The following is a 21,997-nucleotide window of genomic DNA, read 5'->3' as shown; positions in this document are numbered from 1 at the left end:
GTGTATGGAGAAACAGGATATGGATGGCGAACGTTACAATATCCAGGTGTCGGTGGAAACCCAGTTCATTGAAAAGGAATCCGACCCGGACCAGGCGCGTTATGTGTTTGCATATACCGTGACTATTGTGAATCAGGGCAGTATTCCCGCCAAATTGCTGACGCGGCATTGGATTATTTCGGATGCGGAAGGGCGTACTCAGGAAGTGCGTGGGGAAGGCGTTGTTGGCGAACAGCCGTATCTTCAGCCTGGGGAAGGCTTCCGCTACACAAGCGGCACCATTCTGGATACGCCGCTAGGGGTCATGCATGGCTCTTATCAAATGCTTGCAGACGACGGGGAGCGCTTTGATGCAGAAGTTTCCCCATTCCGTTTGGTTGATCCGCGAGTGCTTCATTAAATCCAGATAGGCTGCTGACTGAAAAGGCTACACATCGGTGTGTCAGTGTCTGTTGTGCGGTCAGCCTTGTTGCCCTTGTGGATTCCGCAAAATGGTTATGGAGAAATGCTTGCGGTTGGGTGGAGGGTCGGTCGAGGAAAAATCAATCGGCCACTCATCATTCGCCTGCTGGACAGGCATCAAAATGCCGGGATATAGTGACAATAGATTTAATGATTTAAATAAATAGATTGGATATTGGTTGTGTCTGCCAATAGTCGGACAAGCCCATTAAATCAAAAGCTATAAGAACAAAAAGTGGTAACACAATGAAAACCCCAAACAAACCAGATTATGGAAAAAGTCTTCTGGCTTTGATGTGTGTGTGCGGTGGGGTCGCTTATAGTCAAGCGACACAAGCCGCAATCTATACCTATGTTGATAAAGACGGCACGCGCTGGTTAACCAATACGCCAAAAAAAGGTAATAAATATAAATTGGTCGCCAAATATGGCGCGCCGCAGAAAAAGCAGCCGCCCAAAATCGTTAGCCAGGCTCCCGCTCCCATACCCAGCAGCACTCTATTGCCTGTTACGGGCGGTATTTCCAGAGGGCATTGTGGCGGCCTGAGCCAGGAGCAGCTGGAGCGCAAACTGGAGCCACATCTGGATTCCATTCGTGCCCATGCGCGGCGTTACGGCGTGGATGAAAATCTGGTGCGCGCAGTCATGAAGCAAGAGTCCTGTTTCAATCCCAGTGCTGTCTCAAAGGCCGGAGCTGTAGGCCTGATGCAGCTGATGCCAGGCACGGCTGACATGATGGGGGTCGATAACGCCTGGGATCCGCACGAAAACATCATGGGTGGCGTCAAGTACCTGAGCCAAATGTTGCAGGAATTCAACGGCGACAAACAGTTGGCGCTGGCGGCTTACAATGCAGGCCCTGGGGCTGTGCGGAAATACAATGGCATCCCTCCTTACCGTGAAACCCAGACTTATGTTTCCCGGATTATGGGTGAATACAACCGTTTGCAAGGCGCCACCAGTGGGCTGGCGACCGGCTTCCAGCGTACAGCCAAGGTCAGCACAGCGGCTACGCGTGGCTATGGTTGGGCAAAGCCGGTGCAGGAATTTACGGTTTTTCGCGGGCTTGAGCCAAGGTAACTGACGTTTTTCCCGTTAAGTCTCATTGTGTGCTTTTCTCCAGCCCTGTTGAGTTTCACAGGGCTTCTTTTTGTGGGGCGCATGTTGCGTATACTGGCAACAATGCAATGCTGAGTGTATGCTCTATCGTTTCATTTTGACCTGTGGAGATAAGCAATGTCGATGTCTGACCGCGATGGCCTAATCTGGCTGGACGGTGAAATGGTGCCATGGCGTGAGGCCAAGACCCATGTGCTGACCCATACCCTGCATTATGGTATGGGGGTGTTTGAAGGCGTGCGCGCATACAAGACCGACCAGGGCACTGCTATCTTCCGTTTGCAGGAGCATACCGACCGCCTGTTCAATTCCGCCAAAATCATGCGTATGCCAATGCCGTTCAGCAAGGAGCAATTGAACGAAGCGCAACGCGCTGCGGTGCGGGAAAATCAACTGGATTCCGCCTACATCCGCCCAATGTGCTTTTACGGCTCCGAAGGCATGGGCTTGCGTGCTGATAACCTGAAGGTGCATGCAATGGTGGCGGCTTGGACATGGGGCGCTTACCTCGGCGCGGAAAACATGGAAAGGGGCATCCGCATCAAGACGTCTTCCTTTACCCGCCATCACGTCAACATCACCATGTGCAAGGCCAAGGCGAACGGCAACTACATGAATTCCATGCTGGCGTTGCGTGAAGCGCTGGATGACGGTTATGACGAAGCCCTGCTGCTGGACGCCGAAGGCTATGTGGCGGAAGGCAGCGGTGAGAATTTCTTCCTGGTGAAGGATGGCGTCATCTACACGCCAGACCTGACCTCCGCACTGGATGGCATTACCCGCAAGACGCTGTTGCAGATGGCGACGGATTTGGGTCTGGAAATCCGTGAAAAGCGCATCACCCGCGATGAGGTATACATCGCTGACGAAGCTTTCTTCACCGGCACAGCGGCGGAAGTCACGCCGATCCGTGAGCTTGACCGTCGCCCGATAGGCGAAGGCAGGCGCGGCCCGATTACCGGGAAGCTGCAATCCCTGTATTTTGACATTGTGCATGGCCGTGTTGAAAAATACCGTCACTGGCTGACTTACATCTAACACGCCGCAACAAGGGAGGCATCATGTCTGCACCGGCTCCGAGCATTGCTGATTACAAACGTCTGGGCGAAAGCCGCGAAACCGTCGTGAAACAGCAGGACTTGCCCCTGCACTGCCCCACCGATGAAACGGCGCTATGGTGCGCCCATCCCCGTGTTTTCCTGGCGATCGACAGCAGCCCGGATAAAACCGCCCGCTGCCCTTATTGTGGGACGCTGTACCGTCTGATTGATTGACGGGATGGCGTTTGCCCCCCAACGTTGCCTGATCGTCGGCCCTTCCTGGGTTGGCGATATGGTGATGGCGCAAAGCCTGTTCATGGCGCTGAAGGCGCGTTTTCCCCTTTTGCAAATTGACGTGCTTGCTCCGGCCTGGAGCAAGCCGGTTCTGGCTGCCATGCCGGAAGTGCATGCCGCGTTGGAAATGTCGTTGGCGCATGGTGAACTGGGGATGGGCAAGCGCTACCAGTTGGGCAAATCCCTGCGTGCGGGTGCCTATGACTGGGCGATTGTCCTGCCGTCTTCCCTGAAATCCTCACTGATCCCGTTCTGGGCGCAGATCCCGCTGCGCACCGGCTACCGGGGGGAAATGCGCTACGGTTTGCTGAATGACGTCCGTCCCTTGGGCAAATCGGTGCTGACCATGACGGTGCAGCGGTTCGTGGCGCTGGGTTTGCCTGCTGACGCGCCATTGCCGCCAGCGGTGCCGTCACCGCATCTGACCGTGACGGATGGGCAGCGGGCGGCGGCTGGAAAGAAATTTCTGGGCGGTGAAACTGGGCAGCTATTGGCGCTATGCCCTGGTGCTGAATATGGCGGTGCCAAGCGCTGGCCAGCCGAGTACTTTGCGGAAGTCGCCCGGCACCATATTGCACAAGGCGGCCAGGTCATTCTGCTGGGCTCCGGCAAGGACGTGCCTGTGACGGCGCAGATCGCCAGCGCGGTCAATTCCCCGGCCTGTCTCGATTTGGCGGGCAAGACCAGCTTGCAGGAAGTGATGTCCCTGCTGGCGCTGGCCGACCGGGTTGTCAGCAACGACTCAGGTTTGATGCATGTGGCCGCCGCCGTGGGCGCGCCCGTTATTGCGCTGTATGGGTCTTCCGACCCAAGCTATACCCCTCCTTTAAGCGCCGGTGCCCAGATTCTGCACCTTGGTTTGGCGTGCAGCCCTTGTTTCAAGCGGGAGTGTCCGTTGGGGCATTTGGACTGCCTGAGAAAGATCACGCCTGATCAGGTGCTCGCCCGCTTTACTGGCGCGTAAACCTGCAGTTCAAGGGGCTGATTTTCCCGCTGGATCGTGTATGCTGTCGGGCAGAGGAAAATTCGGAGAGAGAGCGTTTTTTTATGTGGAATTGGTTCCTTGGCCTGAGCCTGCATAGCCGTATTGCGATCATGGTTGCCCCAGTCATGCTGATTGGCGGTTACGGTCTGATGGACTTATGGTTGAACAAGGATAAGCCCCAACAGGAAATGCACGTTGCGACGCGGCAATTGGCTGTCGATGGCCAATGCCTGCTGGCGACCAATCAGTGTAACCTCAGCTATAACGGCATGAAAGTTTCCATGATGCGTGGAGAGGCGAGTGCGCCTGGCTTGGTGCGGATTGAAGTCCGGGTCAACCAGCCGATCAGGGGTGTGCAGTTCGCGCTGGTTCACGGGGAGGAGGAGCAGCATGTCATGATTGACCGTCCGCCGGGTGAGGATGTGTGGGTTGGGGAATTCCCCGACAAACTGTTGCAGCCGCAACCGTCAGCTGTGCGTATGGCGCTGGCGCAGACCGGACGGATTTCCTACGCCGAGATTCCGGCCCAGTTTTGAAGGTTTAAAAATAATGGAAGTTGAACAGCTAGAAATTCGTGATTATCTGGCCACCTGCCCGCCACTGACGGAGTTGTCTCAGGATTGCCTGAATGAAGTCACCATGGGGCTGGAGATTGAATATGCCCGCCGTGACAGTGAAGTGTTGAAAATTGGCGAGCGTAATGACCGGGTGCTGCTGATCCGTAGCGGGGCGGTGGAAGTGCTATTGGAAAATGGCCAGCTATATGGGCGTTTTTCCGAAGGCGACTGGGTTGGCTACCGCTCGGTGATTCGCGGCGGGCCGGTCAGCATGGCCGTCAAGGCGATTGAAGACACGCTGTTCTACTCGATTCCTGCCGCCTTATTCCTGAAGGTGGTGGGGCGCTTCGAAAAAGTGAGTAAATATTTCACAGATGGCAAGCCGGAGCGGCTGCGCAGCGCCATTCAGGAAATTCGTGGCAGTGACGGTTTTGCACTGGTGGCGATGCATGTGCGCGACCTGATGAAACTGCCCATGTTGGTGGGTAGGCATGACAGCATCCGTCAGGTTGCTTGCCAGATGAATGAGTTCAATGCCCAGACGGCGATGGTGACCGAAGATGACGGCGGCTTGTGTGGGATTGTCACGGATGTGGACTTCCGCAAACGGGTGGTGGCGGAAGGCCGCAATGTGGATTTGCCGGTGGCGGAAATTATGACACCCAACCCGTTGACGCTGGCACCGCGTGATCAGGCATCCGAAGCCCTGTTGCTGATGGCGCGGCGGAATATCCGCCATTTGCCGGTGGTGGAAAATAACGACGTGGTCGGGGTGGTGTCCGCGACAGACTTGCTGCGCAGCCAGAGCCATAACGCCATTTATTTGGTGGGCGATGTGTTCGCCGCCAAGGATGTCGGCCGTCTGGCCGAACTGAGCCTGACCCTGCCGAAGGTGCTGGTGAGCCTGGTGAACCAAAGCTTGCCCGCCAACGATATAGGGCAGACGATTACGTCCATTGGCCAGGCCATCGCACGGCGTTTGCTGGTGCTGGCGGAGGAAAAATTCGGCGCGCCGCCTATCCCTTACGCGTTCATTGTGGCGGGTTCCATGGCCCGGCGTGAGCAGACGGCGCATTCTGACCAGGACAACGGCATGATCCTGTCGGATGACTATAACGAGGCCGCACATGGCGACTATTTCCGTAATGTGGCGAAGTACGTGAGTGATGGGTTGAACGCCTGCGGTTACGTGTACTGCCCTGGCAATGTCATGGCCACCAACGATGAATGGCGGCAACCCTGGTCGGTTTGGCATGGCTATTTCACCAACTGGATTGAAAATCCGCAGCCGAAAGCCTTGATGTATTCCAGCATTTTCTTTGACTTGCGTTGCCTGCATGGCGATAAAAGTTTGTTGAAAAGCTTGCAGGAAGATGTGCTGGCCAAAACCAAGGTGCAGACGCTGTTCCAGGCGTTCATGGCGGGCAATGCCCTGAGCCATAAACCGCCATTGGGATTCTTCCGTGGCTTTGTGTTGGACAAGGACAACAAGGATGAGGGTGCCGAGAAAGGCATGGACATGAAGAAACGCGGTGTGGTGCCGGTTATTGATATGGCGCGTCTGTATGCATTGGCGGGCGGGATTGAGCCTATCAATACCTGGGAACGGCTGGACGCGATTGCGGATGCGGGTGTGCTGACTGAAGGCACGGTAAACGATTTGCGGGACGCCTTTGAGTTCATCAGCATGGTGCGTTTGCAACATCAGGCCAAGCAGATTGAGAAAGGCCAGAAGCCCAACAACTACGTGCCGCCGGAAGAGCTTTCCGCGCTGGAGCGCCGTCACCTGAAAGACGCCTTTGAAGTGGTTTCCACCATGCAGGACAGCATGGCCAGCCGCTATCAGGCGGATCGGTTCCGCTGATGCTGTGGGGTTGGTTTTCCCTTGAAGCGCAGAAACAGCGCCTGCTGCCGAAAGTGGGGCACCCTGTCGCCCGCCGTTATCTGGAAACCCCGTTTGCGGACAAAAAGACGCCGGTAGAGGATTTGGAGTATCTGGTGCTGGACTTTGAGACCACTGGGCTGGATGCGCGTAAAGATGCCATCCTCAGCATGGGGTATACGGAAATCCGCCAGGGTCGGGTGCAAATGGGGAGCTGTGTCCACCGCATTATCAAGCTCAATATCACGTTGCCGCCGGAAACGGTGGTCGTGCACAAGATCACCGATGACCGCATGAGCCAAGGCATCCATTTGCATGACGCCCTGCATGAGCTGGTGGAGCGCATGACCGGCAAGGTGCTGATCGCGCATTTCGAGCATATTGAGCGCACCTTCCTGCAAGCCGCCATGGAGCGTGTGTACGGGTGCAAAATGCCGTTGCAGATATTGGATACGCTGGAGATTGAAAAGCGCAAGCGTGAACAGCTTCAGCAGGTCATCATTCCCCGCCAGTTCCGCTTGGGCAATCTGCGCCAAGCCTATAACCTGCCGCGTTATGGGGCGCATAACGCCTTGCAGGACGCCATTGCCACCGCTGAATTGTTCCTTGCTGAAATGACTTATATACAAAAGGAGTCAAAAGGGATTAGACTGACTGATTTGCTAGGTTAAAGCTTGAGGGTTGACCTCAACTATAATCGGGCTTAATGTTAGTCAATTGATTTTCAGAGCGGAACAACGATGGCGCGTATTACAGTAGAAGATTGCTTGCAGCATGTGGATAACAATTTTGAACTGGTTCTGAAGGCTGCGAAACGCGCCCGCGACATCTCCCACGGTGCCCAGCCGCTGGTGGATGAAGAGGGCGACAAGCCGACAGTGATTGCGCTGCGCGAAATTGCCGAAGGCTTGTTGAGCCAGAAGCCCGTAGTGATTTCCACCGGTTTTATGGATGATTGACACCGATAAAAACGCCCGCCGAATTTCAGCGGGCGTTTTTATGCTGCAGGTTGCTTGATGGGGCGCTGATTTTGGTTCGCTCGGAAGGAGGTTAATATGTCAGAAGACAGTTTTTACCTAGAGCCACCTCCGAATGATCGCGGGCAAGGTTCTTTGTGGCCAGAACACCTGTATGTTGATGGATGTGTGGGCGATGCCCGTCAGGAAGAGCCGGTGCCAGGGGTTGCCCCTGATTCTGCAACTTCGCCGGATCCTTTGGATTCCTCCCTTTTCCAACTACCCCCAGCCCTGTCCCCTATGTTGACTCCTAAGATCACGCACCCTATTTTTCGCTCCAATGATCTAATGCGTTTGGTGGAGCGCTATATGTTAGCAGAAGACAGCCGCAAGGTTTACGATGCTTTCTTGTTGGCGGCGGAAGCGCATGATGGTCAACTTCGTGCCGACAAGACGCCGTATATCACACATCCGCTGGAAGTTGCCCGTTTCTTGGCCTTGTTGCATCTGGATGCTGACACGATTTGCGCTGCCCTGCTGCATGATGTGCCGGAGGATACCGAGCATACGGTAGAGGAAATTAGCAAGCGCTTTGGGTCGGCAGTGGGCCAGATGGTGGATGGCGTCACCAAGCTGAAGCGCGATGACAATCTTCCGACCAAACAGGCGGTGGCGATTGCCAGCTATCAGAAGATGATGCAGGCCATGACCAAGGATTTTCGGGTGGTCATCGTCAAGCTTGCCGACCGTCTGCACAATATGCAAACGTTGGGAAATGTCCCTCCCGACAAACGTCGCCGGATTGCGCTGGAAACTTCCACCACTTATGTGGCTTTGGCCAGGCGCTTGGGGATGAACAAAATCCGCAGGGATCTGCAATGGCTATGTTTCCAGAACCTGTACCCGTGGCGCAGCCGCATCATGAAGATGGCGCTGGAAAAATATCTGGAGGAAAACGAAGGCAAGCACTTGCAGGTGTACAACAGCATTTCAGATGCGCTACGGATGGAAATTCCCTGTAGCAATGTCATGATCTGGCCAAAAAATCTGTTCCGTGTTTATGAGCAGAGCCGCCGCAAGAAAGTGGACTTCAGCCAGCAGTGCGATTTGCTGGAAATCAGCGTGCAGGTGGGTGAATTGTCAGAGTGTTATCAGGCTTTAGGCATTATCCATGGCGTCTTCAAGCCGCGTATGGGCATGGTCAAGGATTTCATTGCTGCTCCCCGCGCTTATGGTTTTCGGGCATTGCAGACAACCGTGACGGCACCGAGCGGTCAACTGGTGCGTTTTCAGATCCAGACCCGCGAAATGTTCCAGATTGCGCAATACGGCTTGGCGGCGCAGTGGAGCCAGCCGGAAACCCGTGCGTACACACAGGCTGTTTTCGACCAATGGCTGGAACAGGTCGAGGCGTTTGACAGCCAAGCACAAAACCCGGATGAATTTTACGCCGATATGCAGGCGGACATGTTCCAGACCGAAATCTACGCCTATACCCCTGAAGGGGATGTCAAGGAGCTGCCGCGCGGCGCGACGCTGCTGGATTTCGCCTATGCGGTGCATACGGAAGTCGGGCACCATTGCACTGGGGCGAAGGTTGATGGGCGCGAGCTGCCGCTGCGCAGCCGGGTGCCCAACACCATGGCGACCATTGAAATCCTGACCAACAAGGCGCACAAACCACAGTTGTCGTGGCTGAATTTCGTCAAGACCAGCCGGGCCTATGCCAGCATCCGCACTTGGTTGCGGCAGCATGACGCGATGCCGGAGCGCGGCGACAATGTTGATGGCCAGAAGATGTCTGTGGGTGTTGTGGTCGAGGTCAGGGACATCAAAGGCATGTTGCGTCAAATCACCAAATGCCTTGATGGGTTGGATGTGAATATTGTTGACCTGAAAATCAGCGGGGAAGGGCGTATCAAGCTGGATACCTTTACTTTGCAAGTGGATGATCAGGGGCATTTACAAGAAGTCATTCGTCAGTTAAAACGTATCCCCAATGTGTTGAATGCAAGCAAATTGACGAAATAAGGACCCCAATGAACAAGACGATCATTTCCACGCCTGATGCCCCTCAGGCGATTGGCGCGTATTCGCAAGCCGTGCGGGCGGATAATACGGTCTACCTTTCTGGTCAAATTCCCCTGGTTCCGGCCACCATGCAGATGGTGGAGGGCGATATTGCTGAACAAGTGCGCCAAGTGTTCCGCAATCTGGCCGCAGTCGCCAACGCGGCGGGCGGTTCGTTGGATGATTGTGTGAAAGTGCATGTCTTCCTGACGGATTTGGCGAATTTTTCCACCGTTAATCAGGTGATGGCGGAGTTCTTTGCACAGCCGTATCCTGCGCGCGCTGCCATTGGGGTGGCCTCGCTCCCGCGCGGGGCTGAGGTGGAAGTCGACGCCATCATGGTGCTTGGGTAAAGCTACCAACAACATGCCACAAACCCTGTAGGAGCTTGCCCCATACGCAAGAGTGTGGGTCTGCGCCTACGGTATACAGGGGGTAAATATGACTGACGGGCAAGCACCGTACAAGCTGGCGGCGATCGACCTCGGCTCCAATAGTTTCCATATGATTGTTGTGCAAATCGACGCCTTCGAGCAGGTCAATGTGCTTGATCGCCTGCATGAGGCGGTGCGTTTGGGCGGTGGGTTGGACGCCAAGGGGCATCTCAATAAGGAGGCGCAACAACGGGCGATTGATTGCCTGCGCCGGTTTGGTGAGCGTATCCGGGCTTTTCCATCCGAAAATGTTGCTGCGGTGGGCACGAATACCCTGCGCCAGAGCAAAAATGCGCGTGAATTCCTCCATCAGGCGGAAGCTGCCTTGGGGCACCCCATTTCCGTCATCAGCGGCCGTGAAGAAGCGCGCCTGATCTATCTTGGGGTGGCACATTCGCTGGCCACAGACCAGCAAGGCAAGCGCTTTGTCATGGACATCGGCGGCGGCAGCACCGAGCTGATCATTGGGCAAGGTTTTGAACCCCTGCATCTGGAAAGCTTGCGTATGGGTTGCGTCAGCAGCAGCCGCGCCTTTTTTCCAGACGGTAAGTTGGGCAAGTCCTGCTGGGAGAAGGCGATTACCGCCGCGCATCTGGAGTTAAGGCCGATCAAGGCGTCGTACCGGGATATTGGCTGGGAATCGGCCACCGGTGCGTCCGGCTCCATCCGTGCAGTGAAAAGGGTCATCCAGCAAACCGGGCTGGCCCCTTACGGCATTACCCTGGAGCACATGTACCGTTTGCGGGAGATGATGATTGACGCCGGGCATGTCGACAAGCTCAAGCTGGCGGGGTTGAGCGATGAGCGCAAGCCGGTGTTCGCGGGTGGCGTGGCGATTCTGATCGCCACGTTTGAGGCGTTGAAAATCGACCGGATGTACGTCTCTGACGGCGCATTGCGGGAAGGGCTGATTTATGACCGGCTGGAGCGTTATCAGCACGAGGATATTCGCGACAAGACCGTGCGCGCCTTGCAGCAGCGTTTCCAGGTCAACCAGAAGTATGCCGAAGCGGTGCGGGATACTGCGCACAAGTTGTTTAACCGTTGCCGGGACGACTGGAAGTTGCCCTGCCATCTGGATCAGTTGCTGAGTTGGGCGGCGGATCTGCATGAAGTGGGGCTGGCCATTTCCCATAGCAGCTATCACAAGCATGGCGGCTATCTGTTGGCGAACGCCGATTTGCCGGGGTTTTCCACGGAGGAGCAGCGGTGGCTGAGTGTGTTGGTGCGCACCCACCGGCAGAAAATTTCGCCCAAATTGTTTGAGTTGCTGAATTCGGAACATTACCAGAATGCGCTTTACCTGAGCGTGCTGCTGCGTCTGGCTGTGTTGCTGCACCGCTCCCATAAGGACGCCGCCCCACGGATCGAACGCATGAAGTTGAGCAAAAACCGTATTGAATTGCAGTTTCAGGACAGCGGGCTGAAAAACAAGCGTCCCTTGTTGTTGGCGGATCTGGAGCGTGAGCAGGCTTTTCTGAAGGGCGTAAAGTTTGAGCTGGCGTTTTAACGCTGCCGCCGATATTGGTGGTCGATGTCAGGGTTGTAGCTGTAGGCTGCCGTCTTGCGTTCTTCGTCAGCTTCTTTCACCACTTTCGGCGCAAGTTCGCGTAGCTGGTTGAGTAGCCAGGAATAGTTGCGGTTGTTTGCGGGGATGCCCAGCCGTTCAAGGATTTCCAGTGTTTCCACGCTGAACAGGATGCGGTATTGGGCGTATTGGTTATACACCAGCGCCCCATTCCAGGTCTGGACCAGTTCATTGACCTCGCTCAACAGGTCGGTGTTGATTTTCCGGTATTCCAGCATGTAAGCAAGTTTGTCCCGAATCTGGGCTTCGCTAGTCTGCAACTGCCCCAAGTTGGCCAGGATGCTGTTTTCCTGTTTGCGGGCCAGCATGTCCATGACCCGCTGACGGTTTTGCCCACTATAAGGCAGGAAGGCATTGGCGCGGCCTTTGGGCGGTTTGGGAAGCTTGGCGGCGTTCAACAAATCCACACAGCTGTGCGCTTGGTTGCTGATGGCGTCGGCTTCCTCAAGCTGGAATTTGTGGCTGTCGCCCAGGGCGTCTTGGATGCGCTTTTGCAGGCGCACGGCTTCTTCGCCAAACATTTGCCGGACGTAGTGGTCTTCGCCCGTATGGTAATGCAGCCAGAATTCCCGGCGGCTGCGGTCGATTGCCTGGTAGGATTTGATCAGCGCCTGATTGCGTTCCCAGCGGATATCGATGATTTTTTGCAGAAAAGGTCGCTGGACGGGCATTTCTTCTGCCCATGCCCTGACATTGACGAAGAACGTGTGCAGTTCTTCCAATTGTTTGAGCATTTCCTGGCGCAAACCGTACAGGTCGGGGTAAGCGGCGCTCTCGTAGGCGTCAAGGTCGGTTTCTGTCTGGGGCTTTTGCGCTTGGCCGTTTTGATCGGTTTTGGCCGGTGGCTCAGGGGCAAGGCTGGCGCTTTGTTGCCATAGGAAATTCAGGCTGGCGACCAGGACAACACCGACGAAGGAAATCAAGACCAGCAGGCGGGTGTCCGGCGGCAGTTCAAAGCGGTTCAGGAAGCGCCCCAGCCAACGGGCAAACAGGAAAATGCCGGTGAGCGTCGCCAGGGTGAGAATGAATAAGGTCAGGCCGTGGGAGTCCATTTGTAAAGGGCCGCTTTTCCTGTTGGGTTGTATCAATTAGGCTGGATTGTAGTGGTTTTTGCTGGTCTGTGCAGTTAGGGGCGCTGTGAATTGCCAGTTCACATCCCTGGCACATTAGTTCTTGACAACATTCGGTCAAAACGCTGTAATAGCGCCCTCAGTGGCCGGGTAGCTCAGTTGGTAGAGCAGGGGATTGAAAATCCCCGTGTCGGCGGTTCGATTCCGTCCCCGGCCACCACCGAATTTCATGGTTACCCCCTTTAGCCCACCCATCAGTGGGCTTCCTTTTGCAGACCAGCCCCTCCCCGTCCTTTTCATTGTGCCTTGGTGTATAGTGGTTCCTTTGCCGTTGACGAAGGAGTTTCCATCATGTCCCAACCTGCCAAGCTGGAACTGGTCAGTTTCAAAGTGTGCCCTTTTGTACAGCGTTCCGTCATTGCCCTGAATGAAAAAGGTGTAGGTTACACCTTGACCCATATCAATTTGCAGGAGCCGCCTGACTGGTTCACCGCCATTTCCCCATTAGGCAAAGTGCCGGTTTTGCTGGTGGATGGCAAACCGCTGTTTGAGTCCGCCGTTATTCTCGAATATTTGGACGAAGTTTACCCTCCTTCCCTGCACCCTGCCGATCCGTTGCAAAAAGCCCAGCATCGGGCCTGGATTGAATTCTGTTCCGAACTGATCGTGCGCCAATTCCACATGCTGACGGCGAAGGAAAAAACCGCTTTCGACGAAGCCTATGATTCACTGCGGCTCGGTTTGCAGCGGTTGGATGGCGAACTGGCGGCAGACGGGCCCTATTTTTCCGGCGCGGTTTTCCGGCTGGTGGATTGTGTATATGCACCCTTGTTCATGCGTCTGGCATTGGTGAAAAAGCATTTCGGCGTTGACCTGCAACTGAGCGGGCGCATGCAGGCCTGGAGCGATGCGTTACTGGCGCTGGAGTCGGTCAAGGCTTCGGTAGTGGAGGATTTTGAAACTGTATTTTTGAATTTCCTAAAAATGAAGGAAGGCTATCTGCTTGAACGTTAAGTCTATTTGTCATCAGGCTGCGGAGGGTTGAGGTGATGATAGGTTAGCCTGATGGATGCGGCAGCATATGCTATATACGTGTTGACCTTTATTAAACATTATAGGGTAACACGTATGAAAAAGGGTTATGTTCGGGCAGCACCCATGTCTGGTGCCGTATTTTCAAGCGCTTCTTCTTCAGGTTTTCTCGGGCAGGGACTGGTGGTCGCAGCCATTTCTACGGCGGTTTTGTTGGCAGGTTGCGGCGGCGGTGGGGACACCAGCAAGAACACCGTGGTGAACAACACCAATGTCACGACCAGCGCCGCCAAGACCTTTGTTGGCATGGATGATTCCGGCGACACCACGATCACGCCGCCAGAACGGTTGGCCTGTGTGCAAGACCAGACGACCAAGCTGTATTGGGAAGTCAAAAGCGATGAAGGCGCAGGCGCGCAGCCGGATTTCCGCGACAAGGACTACGGTTATAACTGGTATGACGGTCAGAATGGCTACCAGGGCCTGCCCGCTGGCGATGCCTCCACCGCCAGTATTCTGGGGTCTTATCCGTGCCAGAAATCCGGCACCAATCTGGTCCGCTGCGATACGGGTTCCTACGTCCGGGCGGTGAATGCAGCGGGTTTGTGCGGCTTCAAGGATTGGCGCCTTCCCAAGGTAAGCGAACTGCTGGGTTTGGTTGACACCAGCCGCACTTCAGCCCCTTATATTTATTCGGCTCTGGGCAGCACCTCTTGGGATCCGGAGCAACTGGGCAATCCAGTGCGCGGTTACTGGACTTCTGACCCGGCAGCGTCCGGCTACTGGCAGGCGGTGAGCTTTTCCCTCAAGGACGGCAACCGGGCGCAAGGGCATAGCAACAGTTACAACTATATCCGCCTAGTGCGCCCATAGGTTCCGTTGGCTTCAGCCGGTAAAGGCTTCCTTGGAATGGAGGTAGGCCAGTTCTTCCGGTGTGCTTTCCCGCCCGAGAATGGCATTGCGGTGCGGGAAGCGGCCAAAGCGGCGCACGATTTCACGGTGGTGGTGGGCGAAGCGGGCGTTGCCCGCAAGCCCTGTCGCCTCAAATAGGCGCACAGATTCATCCTGATCCGCCAGGTTCTCGCTGTGCATCAGCGGCATGTAGAGGAACGTCAGCAGATCGTGCGGAAGTTGCCGGTCAAACCCTTGGGTGACTGCGTGTTTGCTGATGGCGACTGCCTGCTGTTCGGTGGAAAAGCAGTGTGGGTGGCCGCGAAACATGTTCAGCGGAAACTGGTCGAGGACGATGCAAAGTGCCAGACAGCCTTCTGGCGTTTGCTGCCAATCGTCCAGTTCGCCCTGGGCGGCTTGTCGCCATAAGGTTTCGTAGCGGGCGCGGATGCCATCGTCAATGGCCGGGGTGGAATTGAACCAATGTTCGGGCATCGGCGCGGCGCGCCAGAAGGTGAGGATCTCGCCAGGAGTGGTCATGTTGGCAGTTTCTGTCAGATGATTTTCAATGCCAGCCATATTCCCATAAACAGGCAGGCCAGCAGAAATATCAACAATTGCAAGCGGGCGAGGTGTTTGATGGACAGCCCCATGCCATCCTTGTACTGGTAAATGCTGTCCACCGTTGGCAGGCGTTCCACCAAGGAAGCCAGCGCCCGTCCCAGCAGGATCGCGCACAGCACCGAGGCCAGAAAGGTGATGATGGCCAGAACCATGAACAAGCGTGACATGCCCGCGCTATTGCCGGTTTGCAATATGGTCAAGCAGCCGCCGCCCAGTACGGAGTTCATTCCGATCAACCATCTGCTCCAGTCACGTAGGGCATTGATGGCGTCCATTTGTGCTGATTTTTCCATAGTGTTTCCTCTGGCGGCATTTCTCTGGATGGTAGTACATAACTATTGATCGAAGAACGTGCTTTTTGCCTGAAAAAGCAGTTTTCGGTCAGTTTCGTCAGGGTGGGGGTCAAAAAAGCCGCTCAGTGAGCGGCCTCTTGCGCCCTTCGCCCCTTGCGGGGGAAGGGCTGGGGATGAGGGAGTAAGGTGCAGCCTTAGAAGAACAACGCCACCTTCGCTTCCTGACGGTACTTGTGCAGCAGTGGTTCAGTGTAGCCATTCGGTTGCTCACGCCCCTTGAACACGAGGTCACAAGCGGCCTTGAATGCCACGCTCTTGTCGAAGTTGCCGCTCATTTTGGTGTAGGTCGGGTCGCCTTCGTTCTGCGCATCGACTTTCACCGCCATGCGTTTGAACGCTTCCATCACTTGGTCGGCGGTGCAGATGCCATGGTGCAGCCAGTTGGCCATGTGTTGGCTGGAAATGCGCAGGGTGGCGCGGTCTTCCATCAGGCCGACGTCGCTAATGTCCGGCACTTTGGAGCAGCCGACGCCCTGGTTGACCCAGCGCACCACGTAACCCAGGATGCCTTGCGCATTGTTGTCCAGCTCCTGCTGGATTTCCGTTGCGCCCCAGTTCGGGTCAGCCGCCACCGGAATGGTCAGGATGTCGTCGAGGTTGGCGCGCGGACGGCTTTTCAGCTCTTCCTGGCGGGCGAACACGTTGACTTTGTGGTAGTGCAGCGCGTGCAGGGTCGCCGCTGTCGGGGACGGAACCCAGGCGGTGTTGGCGCCTGACAGCGGGTGGCCGATCTTGGTGGCCAGCATGTTCGCCATCTGGTCTGGAATGGCCCACATGCCCTTGCCGATCTGCGCATGGCCCGGCAGGCCGCATTCCAGGCCGATGTCCACGTTCCAGTCTTCATAAGCCTTGATCCAGGCGGAGGACTTCATGTCGTTCTTGCGGATCATCGGGCCCGCTTCCATGGAGGTGTGCATTTCGTCGCCGGTGCGGTCAAGGAAGCCGGTGTTGATGAAGACGACGCGTTCCCTGGCGGCGCGGATGCATTCTTTCAGGTTGACAGTGGTGCGGCGTTCCTCATCCATGATGCCGACTTTCAGGGTGTAACGCAGCAGGCCGAGCGCGTCTTCGATGCGGCCAAACAGCTCGTTGGTGAACGCGGCTTCTTCTGGGCCGTGCATTTTCGGCTTGACGATGTAGACCGAGCCGGTGCGGGAGTTGGCGACACTGGCGTCGCCCTTGAGATTATGGATGGCGATCATGGAGGTCATGTAGCCATCCATGATGCCTTCAGGAATTTCAGCGCCGTTTTTGTCCAGGATCGCCGGGTTGGTCATTAGGTGGCCAACATTGCGCACGAACAGCAGGCTGCGGCCCGGCAGGGTCAGGGTGGAGCCGTCCGCTGCGGTGTATTGGCGGTCAGGGTTCATGGCGCGGGTGAAAGTTTTGCCGCCTTTTGCCACCTGTTCGGTCAGGTTGCCTTTCATCAGGCCCAGCCAGTTGGAGTAGACCAGCACCTTGTCCACATCGTCGACGGCGGCGACGGAATCCTCACAGTCCATGATGGTGGTCAGGGCGGCTTCCATCAGGATGTCGTTGACGCCAGCAGGGTCGCCCTTGCCGATCATGCCGGTGCGGTCAATCTGGATTTCAAAATGCAGGCCGTTGTTGCGCAGCAGGATGGCGGAAGGCGCATCCGCAGCGCCCCGGTAACCGGCAAGCTGGCTGTCGTCACGTAGGCTGGCGGTGCCGCCACCGATCATGTCCACCACCAGCGCGCCGTTGTCAATCCGGTAGCCGCTGGCGTTGTGGTGGGAAAGCTGGCTAAGGGGGGCAGCTTCGTCGAGGAAGGTGCGGGCGAACTCAATGACTTTTTTGCCGCGCACCGGGTTGTAGGCCGAGCCGGTTTCGGCACCATCGGTGGCGGGGATTGCATCCGTGCCATAGAGGGCGTCATACAGGCTGCCCCAGCGGGCGTTGGCGGCGTTGAGGGCGAAACGCGCATTCATGACCGGCACCACCAGTTGCGGCCCTGCGGTGGTGGTGATTTCCGCATCCACATTGGCGGTTGCCACCTGGAAGGTTTCGCCTTCCGGCAGCAGGTAGCCAATATCCTGGAGAAAGGCTTTATAGGCGGCGAGGTCAAATTTGCCTTTGTTGGCCAGATGCCAGGCGTCAATCTTTGCCTGGATGCTGTCGCGTTTGGCCAGCAGTTCACGGTTGCGCGGGGCAAGGTCATTGACGATGGCTTCCAGTCCTGCCCAGAAGTTTTCCGGGGTCAAACCTGTGCCAGGCAATGCCTGGTTGTTGACGAAGTCATGGAGGAGTGTTGACACTTGTAAGCCGCCAACCTGAATTCTGTCACCCATTAGTCACGATCCTCAAATAAAATAAACAAAATTGTCGACATTAACGGTTATAACCCAAATGCCACAAGCGCCAAAAATTGGAATTCTCAATGGTGAGGATTAATATTTGATATGGTTCTGTGTCGCTGAGTTGACACGGTTGCCGGTATCGGTAATGCCTGTGCTTCTTATATACTTTTGGCCATGAGCCGATCGCAGCAATTACAGTTTTTACATCGCTTTGCTTGTTTGGTCGCAATCAGTGTTGTGCTGGTTGGCGTAGTGGTGCTGTTGGGCTGGATCAATAATATGCCCGTCTTATACCGGGTGGCGCCGGATTTGCCGCCCATGAGCCCTGTTACCGCCGCTTCCTTTATCTTTACGGGAATGGCGTTGTTATTGTTGCAGCCTGAGAAGCCTGGGGTGCTCCGGCTGATGGTCGGGCAGGCGTTGGCGGTTGGCGGCATCCTGATGGGGGGGATGATGCTGACAGGGTTTATGTTTTCTCTCCCGGCCACCGTGCTGGGTTGGGTCATGGAAATATTGGGGTTGGCGGGGCTATCGCCGTTGCCAGCTTCGCCGCATACGGCGGCAGCCTTTATTCTGACCAGTACAGCCTTGCTTTTTCTGGGGCTTGATCGGCCCAGGTTGGTGAGCGTGGCGCAGTGGGCGGCCCTGTGCAGTGTGATGGCGCTGGTGGTGGTGTTTTTCGGTTACGCCCACGAAGAGAACATGTTTTACCTGTTCTCCGGCGATGTGGGGATGGCGCTGCATACGGCGACAGCGTTTGCCCTGACCAGTTGGGGCATTATCTTGGCGAAGGTCGAAAAAGGTTTCTTCAGCATTATGGCCAATGACAGCCCAGGGGGGCTGGTGGTGCGGCGGGTGATGTTCCTGATGGCGTTGTTCCCGCCTTCGCTGGGCTGGCTGCCGGTATTGCTGCATTCGGCCTGGTTGACCCATACCCAGGTGGAATCGCTGTTGGCGGCAGGGATGGTGCTGGCTATCGTGGTCATTGTCATCCGCCTTGCTTACCGTCTGGACCATGAAGAAAACCTGCGCCTCCAGGCGGAGGAGAACGCCCGCCAGCATCAGGCCGACCTTGCCCACATGGTGCGCTTGAACACAATGGGGGAAATGGCTTCCGGCATCGCCCACGAACTCAACCAGCCGCTGGCCGCCGTTGCCAATTATGCCAACGCCTGCATGCGCATGATCCAGGCCGGGCAGGAGGCGCAGCGTTTGCTGGAGCCGTTAGACGGCATCCAGAAGCAAGCGTTGCGGGCGTCAGAAATCATTCGCCGCCTGCGGGCGTTCGTGCGCAAGCAACAGCCACAAAAGACGCTGGCGAATATAGGGCAGATCATCGGTGACGCATTGGTGCTGACCAACACGTCCGGCAGCAAGCACAATGTCCCTTTGCTGCTGGAGCTGGAAAATAACTTGCCAGGCATCCATATGGATGTCATCCAGATTGAGCAGGTCATCCTGAATATTGTGCAAAACGCCATTGACGCCATGCGGGAAATCACCAGCCAGCGCCGTCAGGTCATGGTGCGCTGTTTCATCAATCCGGATGGCATGGTGCAGGTGGATATTTCCGACACCGGGCCGGGAATGGACGCGAACCTCAAAGAGCACGTATTCGATGCTTTTGTGACCACCAAAGGGCAAAAGGGCATGGGGATCGGTTTGTCATTGTGCCGCTCCATCATTGAAGGGCATGGCGGGCATTTGTGGGTGAAGTCGGAACCCGGCCAGGGCGCGACGTTTTCGTTCACCCTGCCGGTCAAGTGAAGGGCGATTGCCGCCCCTCCTGTCGAATTTGATCAGTTAAAAGCTTGGCCTGGTTGGAAGCCAAGCTTTTTCAGGATGATGGCGGCTGGGCAGAAGCCTGTGAAAGCGGACTGGATCAGGTTGGCGGCAATGAATACCATCAGCCAAAAGCCTACTGCTTCAGAGACAAAAGCCCCTAGCAGGAGTGCAACAAGAATCATGGTGCCTGCGATGACCAATACTGCGCGGTCAATACTCATGGTGTCGTCCCTCTTTTCGTTTCAGGTGGTTAGGTGGGTGATCAATGGCCGTCAAGTATATTAGGAACTGTTAATAAACACAATTGAGCCTTTTCAATGCAGGGGCTCCGCCTATCCAGGATTATCTTCCTTTTGGTATGGCGGGGTGCAGACAAAATCCTTATGTTGACTTTCAAATCGCGTTGGATAGTGGGTGCGTTGGGTGTTGTGATGGGCGCAACAGGTGCAAAGCTTTGGTGCGGACACCAATATCCGGGGCGGCCGCTGTTTGTGACGGTCGCCAACCTGCGCGAAGAAACGATCCCTCTGCTGAAAATTGAGCATGGCAATGACCTCAGCCAGGAGAAAATTCTTCTCACCCAGTTAAGGGCCGGGGAAACCCGCATCATCACGCTCAACCATGAGCCGGGCAAAGGCTACAGCGTGGAGGCGCAACTGGCGGACGGCAAAAAGGTGGAAGCTTGCGTCGGCAAGTTGTCGGAACGCTGGGTGAACCGCGTGATCATTACCGGCAACGGCATTTTCAGCAAGGACTGACGCCTAGCCAAAGTATTGAGCTTGATGCCTGAGTGTGGCAAATGACACAGTTACGCCGTGTCCCTGCTGGGGTAGAATCTCTAGGGTTTTTTGGCGAAGCTGGCGACCCTGCCAGTAAAAGGTGTGTCATGGAGTTTCTGCAAGCCAATCTGGATTATCTGGTGCTGGGGACGCTCGGTTTGATGAGCTTTGTCATGCTGGCGCTGGTGATTGAACGCTATTTCTACCTGAGCCGCGTCCAGGTTCGGCAGTTCGAGCATATCGAAACCCTGAAGATCGACCTGACCCGCAACCTGACCACCATTTCCAGCATTGGCGCGAATGCGCCGTATGTCGGCTTGCTTGGCACCGTGCTGGGCATTTTGGTGACGTTCTACAGCATGGGCAAGGGCGGCAAAATCGAAGTCCACAGCATTATGCTCGGCTTGGCGCTGGCGTTGAAGGCGACGGCGGCGGGCTTGGTGGTGGCGATTCCGGCGATCATGTTTTACAACGCACTGTTGCGCAAGGTGGAGGTGCAGGTCGCCCGCTGGCAGGCATGGCGGGATGGTAGCCGCGCATGAAGCGTTTCGACCAGATCAATATGATCCCCTTTATCGACATCATGCTGGTGTTGCTGGCGATTGTGCTGACCACTGCTTCGTTCATTTCGCAGGGGCTGATTCCGGTGGATTTGCCGAAGGCGGAGCAGGGCGAGCAGGCGGGCGGGGATGAAAAAAGCCTGGAAATCGCCATCAATGCGCAAAACCAGATTTTCTTCGACGGGGAACTGGTGATAGCTGAGGCGCTGGCGGGCAAACTGGCCCCACATGCGGCTCATGCTGCTGATACGCCCATCCTTTTGCGGGTGGACAAGGCCGCCGCTTTCGAATCTTTCATCCGTGTGGTGGACGTGCTGAAAGCCGGGCATTTCGACAGGCTTGCCATCCAGACCGAGCAGGCGCAGTGAAATACCACCTGACCGGCTTTGGCGTTTCGGCGCTGGCGCACGCAGGGGTGTTGCTGGCGGTGTTGCCATTGCTGTTTTGGCAGGGCAAGACGGGGCAAGTGGAAGCGCCACAGGCTGTGCAGTTGTCATTGGCGCAATTCGTTCCCGCGCCGAAGCCGGTAGAGAAGCCAGTAGCATCGCCTGTGCCGCCGCCCGTGCAGGAAGCGCCAAAGCCGGAGTCCAAGCCACAACCCAAGCCGGTTGAAAAAACCAAGGTGAGCAAACCGCTGCCCAAAAAGCCCAAGCCTGAAAAAAAGCCGGTCAAGAAACCAGAAGCCGTTCCCCAAAACGTTGCTCCCAAAGCAGAACCGCAGCCAAAACGCCAGCCCGACCCGGTAGCGGTGGCCAAACCGCAGCCACAAGTGGCGGCAGCCGTTGCCCATCCTGTTGCGGTGCCCTCTCCGGCTGCCCGCCCGGTTGCGCCGGTTTCCCGAGCCGCGCCGCTGGCTCCAGCGGTTGATAACAAAGCGGCGGAGGCGGCTTACAAAGCCCGCTTGCAAAGCTTGATTGCATCCCGCAAGCAATACCCGCGTTTGGCGGAAAAGGCGGAAGTGGAAGGCAGTGTGGTGGTGTCATTCACCGTCTTGCCCAATGGGGCGATCACGGGAGTCCGGGTCAGCAAAAGCGCTGGCAATGATTGGCTGGACAAGGCAGCGGTGCAGGCGGTGAACGCCGCATCCGGCGCGTTGCCATTTCCGCCGGAAATCCGCAAGCCGCAATGGGTGTTCAGCCTAACGGTGAATTTCAAACTCGACGGGTAAAAAAATGCGGGCCGAAGCCCGCACCGGATC

24 protein-coding genes and 1 tRNA gene are annotated in these 21,997 nt (G+C 56.3%); 20 read left to right on the top strand and 5 right to left on the bottom strand.

The features are described from left to right. Positions 1-4 precede the first annotated feature (4 nt). The 12 genes from apaG to ppx all read left to right on the top strand — a co-directional run bounded on the left by apaG (position 5) and on the right by ppx (position 11,309). Complete coding sequence (gene apaG, locus VSS37_RS05360) at positions 5-400, top strand: Co2+/Mg2+ efflux facilitator ApaG/CorD (protein ID WP_324693701.1); 396 nt, start codon at positions 5-7, stop codon at positions 398-400. A 308-nt stretch (positions 401-708) separates the two neighbouring features. Then, positions 709-1,542 carry a lytic transglycosylase domain-containing protein gene (locus VSS37_RS05355; protein WP_324693700.1) on the top strand — a complete coding sequence of 278 codons (834 nt, stop codon included), beginning with the start codon at positions 709-711 and terminating at the stop codon, positions 1,540-1,542. Positions 1,543-1,698: 156 nt separating this feature from the next. Further along, positions 1,699-2,619: a branched-chain amino acid transaminase gene (locus tag VSS37_RS05350; RefSeq protein WP_324693699.1), complete on the top strand. Its 921-nt coding sequence runs from the start codon at positions 1,699-1,701 to the stop codon at positions 2,617-2,619. 23 nt (positions 2,620-2,642) lie between these two features. Continuing rightward, the gene (locus VSS37_RS05345) at positions 2,643-2,855 is read left to right on the top strand and encodes a zinc-finger domain-containing protein (RefSeq protein ID WP_324693698.1); all 213 of its coding nucleotides are present in this window, start codon (positions 2,643-2,645) and stop codon (positions 2,853-2,855) included. 4 nt (positions 2,856-2,859) lie between these two features. Beyond that, on the top strand, positions 2,860-3,879 hold the full coding sequence (waaF, locus tag VSS37_RS05340; RefSeq protein ID WP_324693697.1) for a lipopolysaccharide heptosyltransferase II: 1,020 nt from the start codon (positions 2,860-2,862) through the stop codon (positions 3,877-3,879). Between the two features lie 83 nt (positions 3,880-3,962). Beyond that, the gene (locus VSS37_RS05335; protein ID WP_324693696.1) at positions 3,963-4,436 is read left to right on the top strand and encodes a hypothetical protein; all 474 of its coding nucleotides are present in this window, start codon (positions 3,963-3,965) and stop codon (positions 4,434-4,436) included. Positions 4,437-4,449: 13 nt separating this feature from the next. Then, positions 4,450-6,321, top strand: a complete 1,872-nt coding sequence (locus tag VSS37_RS05330; RefSeq protein ID WP_324693695.1) for a putative nucleotidyltransferase substrate binding domain-containing protein — start codon at positions 4,450-4,452, stop codon at positions 6,319-6,321. Next, positions 6,321-7,010, top strand: a complete 690-nt coding sequence (locus tag VSS37_RS05325) for an exonuclease domain-containing protein (protein ID WP_324693694.1) — start codon at positions 6,321-6,323, stop codon at positions 7,008-7,010. Before VSS37_RS05330 ends, VSS37_RS05325 begins: the two co-directional genes overlap by 1 nt. Before the next feature lie 69 nt (positions 7,011-7,079). Further along, positions 7,080-7,298, top strand: a complete 219-nt coding sequence (gene rpoZ, locus VSS37_RS05320) for a DNA-directed RNA polymerase subunit omega (RefSeq protein ID WP_324693693.1) — start codon at positions 7,080-7,082, stop codon at positions 7,296-7,298. A 366-nt stretch (positions 7,299-7,664) separates the two neighbouring features. Then, on the top strand, positions 7,665-9,326 hold the full coding sequence (locus VSS37_RS05315) for a RelA/SpoT family protein (RefSeq protein ID WP_324693692.1): 1,662 nt from the start codon (positions 7,665-7,667) through the stop codon (positions 9,324-9,326). Positions 9,327-9,334: 8 nt separating this feature from the next. Then, complete coding sequence (ridA, locus tag VSS37_RS05310) at positions 9,335-9,718, top strand: deaminase RidA (protein WP_324693691.1); 384 nt, start codon at positions 9,335-9,337, stop codon at positions 9,716-9,718. 88 nt (positions 9,719-9,806) lie between these two features. Then, positions 9,807-11,309, top strand: coding sequence for an exopolyphosphatase (ppx, locus tag VSS37_RS05305; protein WP_324693689.1), 1,503 nt, complete (start codon positions 9,807-9,809; stop codon positions 11,307-11,309). On the opposite strand, the gene VSS37_RS05300 is transcribed toward ppx, so the two are convergent. Then, the gene (locus VSS37_RS05300; RefSeq protein WP_324693688.1) at positions 11,306-12,439 is read right to left on the bottom strand and encodes a hypothetical protein; all 1,134 of its coding nucleotides are present in this window, start codon (positions 12,437-12,439) and stop codon (positions 11,306-11,308) included. The genes ppx and VSS37_RS05300 overlap by 4 nt on opposite strands. Before the next feature lie 162 nt (positions 12,440-12,601). Here VSS37_RS05300 and VSS37_RS05295 point away from each other — a divergent pair. The 3 genes from VSS37_RS05295 (at position 12,602) to VSS37_RS05285 (ending at position 14,362) form a co-directional block, all read left to right on the top strand. Next, a tRNA-Phe gene (locus VSS37_RS05295) sits at positions 12,602-12,677 on the top strand. A 131-nt stretch (positions 12,678-12,808) separates the two neighbouring features. After that, the gene (locus tag VSS37_RS05290; RefSeq protein ID WP_324693687.1) at positions 12,809-13,471 is read left to right on the top strand and encodes a glutathione S-transferase family protein; all 663 of its coding nucleotides are present in this window, start codon (positions 12,809-12,811) and stop codon (positions 13,469-13,471) included. Between the two features lie 114 nt (positions 13,472-13,585). Continuing rightward, a complete protein-coding gene (locus tag VSS37_RS05285; RefSeq protein ID WP_324693686.1) occupies positions 13,586-14,362 on the top strand; it encodes an Lcl C-terminal domain-containing protein in 777 nt (258 codons plus the stop codon). A 12-nt stretch (positions 14,363-14,374) separates the two neighbouring features. Here VSS37_RS05285 and VSS37_RS05280 read toward each other — a convergent pair whose 3' ends face one another. The 3 genes from VSS37_RS05280 to VSS37_RS05270 form a co-directional block, all read right to left on the bottom strand. Then, on the bottom strand, positions 14,375-14,920 hold the full coding sequence (locus VSS37_RS05280) for a DUF924 family protein (RefSeq protein WP_324693685.1): 546 nt from the start codon (positions 14,918-14,920) through the stop codon (positions 14,375-14,377). Positions 14,921-14,934: 14 nt separating this feature from the next. After that, positions 14,935-15,297, bottom strand: coding sequence for a hypothetical protein (locus VSS37_RS05275; RefSeq protein ID WP_324693684.1), 363 nt, complete (start codon positions 15,295-15,297; stop codon positions 14,935-14,937). Between the two features lie 194 nt (positions 15,298-15,491). Then, entirely contained in the window at positions 15,492-17,666 is a 2,175-nt protein-coding gene (locus VSS37_RS05270; RefSeq protein WP_324693683.1) for a malate synthase G, read from the bottom strand. A gap of 327 nt (positions 17,667-17,993) precedes the next feature. On the opposite strand from VSS37_RS05270, the gene VSS37_RS05265 reads away from it, so the two are divergent. Further along, a complete protein-coding gene (locus VSS37_RS05265) occupies positions 17,994-19,442 on the top strand; it encodes a sensor histidine kinase (protein WP_324693682.1) in 1,449 nt (482 codons plus the stop codon). Positions 19,443-19,474: 32 nt separating this feature from the next. Here the strand turns inward: VSS37_RS05265 and VSS37_RS05260 are convergent, their stop codons facing one another. Continuing rightward, positions 19,475-19,681 (bottom strand): YgaP family membrane protein, encoded by a 207-nt coding sequence (locus tag VSS37_RS05260; RefSeq protein WP_324693681.1) that lies wholly within the window; start codon positions 19,679-19,681, stop codon positions 19,475-19,477. Between the two features lie 162 nt (positions 19,682-19,843). Here VSS37_RS05260 and VSS37_RS05255 point away from each other — a divergent pair, with 162 nt between their 5' ends. From VSS37_RS05255 to VSS37_RS05240, 4 genes are all read left to right on the top strand, one after another. Further along, positions 19,844-20,218: a hypothetical protein gene (locus tag VSS37_RS05255; protein ID WP_324693680.1), complete on the top strand. Its 375-nt coding sequence runs from the start codon at positions 19,844-19,846 to the stop codon at positions 20,216-20,218. Positions 20,219-20,346: 128 nt separating this feature from the next. Continuing rightward, complete coding sequence (exbB, locus tag VSS37_RS05250) at positions 20,347-20,781, top strand: TonB-system energizer ExbB (RefSeq protein ID WP_324693678.1); 435 nt, start codon at positions 20,347-20,349, stop codon at positions 20,779-20,781. Further along, positions 20,778-21,167, top strand: coding sequence for a TonB system transport protein ExbD (gene exbD, locus VSS37_RS05245; RefSeq protein ID WP_324693677.1), 390 nt, complete (start codon positions 20,778-20,780; stop codon positions 21,165-21,167). The genes exbB and exbD overlap by 4 nt, the downstream gene beginning before the upstream one ends. Further along, positions 21,164-21,967, top strand: a complete 804-nt coding sequence (locus tag VSS37_RS05240) for an energy transducer TonB (RefSeq protein ID WP_324693676.1) — start codon at positions 21,164-21,166, stop codon at positions 21,965-21,967. The genes exbD and VSS37_RS05240 overlap by 4 nt, the downstream gene beginning before the upstream one ends. Positions 21,968-21,997 lie beyond the last annotated feature (30 nt).

It is taken from the genome of Candidatus Thiothrix phosphatis, assembly GCF_035668035.1.
Classification (GTDB): Bacteria; Pseudomonadota; Gammaproteobacteria; order Thiotrichales; family Thiotrichaceae; genus Thiothrix; species Thiothrix phosphatis.
Note: the sequence above shows the minus strand (reverse complement) of the source record. Positions and strands in the feature narration are given on the sequence as shown.

Coding starts and splice junctions, on each gene's coding strand:
- VSS37_RS05345 (WP_324693698.1), top strand. CDS start 2,643: ATGTCTGCACCGGCTCCGAGCATTGCTGATTACAAACGTCTGGGCGAA.
- VSS37_RS05330 (WP_324693695.1), top strand. CDS start 4,450: ATGGAAGTTGAACAGCTAGAAATTCGTGATTATCTGGCCACCTGCCCG.
- exbD (WP_324693677.1), top strand. CDS start 20,778: ATGAAGCGTTTCGACCAGATCAATATGATCCCCTTTATCGACATCATG.
- exbB (WP_324693678.1), top strand. CDS start 20,347: ATGGAGTTTCTGCAAGCCAATCTGGATTATCTGGTGCTGGGGACGCTC.
- apaG (WP_324693701.1), top strand. CDS start 5: ATGGAGAAACAGGATATGGATGGCGAACGTTACAATATCCAGGTGTCG.
- VSS37_RS05290 (WP_324693687.1), top strand. CDS start 12,809: ATGTCCCAACCTGCCAAGCTGGAACTGGTCAGTTTCAAAGTGTGCCCT.
- ridA (WP_324693691.1), top strand. CDS start 9,335: ATGAACAAGACGATCATTTCCACGCCTGATGCCCCTCAGGCGATTGGC.
- VSS37_RS05265 (WP_324693682.1), top strand. CDS start 17,994: ATGAGCCCTGTTACCGCCGCTTCCTTTATCTTTACGGGAATGGCGTTG.
- rpoZ (WP_324693693.1), top strand. CDS start 7,080: ATGGCGCGTATTACAGTAGAAGATTGCTTGCAGCATGTGGATAACAAT.
- VSS37_RS05300 (WP_324693688.1), bottom strand. CDS start 12,439: ATGGACTCCCACGGCCTGACCTTATTCATTCTCACCCTGGCGACGCTC.
- VSS37_RS05275 (WP_324693684.1), bottom strand. CDS start 15,297: ATGGAAAAATCAGCACAAATGGACGCCATCAATGCCCTACGTGACTGG.
- VSS37_RS05335 (WP_324693696.1), top strand. CDS start 3,963: ATGTGGAATTGGTTCCTTGGCCTGAGCCTGCATAGCCGTATTGCGATC.
- VSS37_RS05280 (WP_324693685.1), bottom strand. CDS start 14,920: ATGACCACTCCTGGCGAGATCCTCACCTTCTGGCGCGCCGCGCCGATG.
- waaF (WP_324693697.1), top strand. CDS start 2,860: ATGGCGTTTGCCCCCCAACGTTGCCTGATCGTCGGCCCTTCCTGGGTT.
- VSS37_RS05355 (WP_324693700.1), top strand. CDS start 709: ATGAAAACCCCAAACAAACCAGATTATGGAAAAAGTCTTCTGGCTTTG.
- VSS37_RS05270 (WP_324693683.1), bottom strand. CDS start 17,666: ATGGGTGACAGAATTCAGGTTGGCGGCTTACAAGTGTCAACACTCCTC.
- VSS37_RS05325 (WP_324693694.1), top strand. CDS start 6,321: ATGCTGTGGGGTTGGTTTTCCCTTGAAGCGCAGAAACAGCGCCTGCTG.
- VSS37_RS05315 (WP_324693692.1), top strand. CDS start 7,665: ATGTTAGCAGAAGACAGCCGCAAGGTTTACGATGCTTTCTTGTTGGCG.
- VSS37_RS05255 (WP_324693680.1), top strand. CDS start 19,844: ATGTTGACTTTCAAATCGCGTTGGATAGTGGGTGCGTTGGGTGTTGTG.
- VSS37_RS05285 (WP_324693686.1), top strand. CDS start 13,586: ATGAAAAAGGGTTATGTTCGGGCAGCACCCATGTCTGGTGCCGTATTT.
- VSS37_RS05260 (WP_324693681.1), bottom strand. CDS start 19,681: ATGAGTATTGACCGCGCAGTATTGGTCATCGCAGGCACCATGATTCTT.
- ppx (WP_324693689.1), top strand. CDS start 9,807: ATGACTGACGGGCAAGCACCGTACAAGCTGGCGGCGATCGACCTCGGC.
- VSS37_RS05350 (WP_324693699.1), top strand. CDS start 1,699: ATGTCGATGTCTGACCGCGATGGCCTAATCTGGCTGGACGGTGAAATG.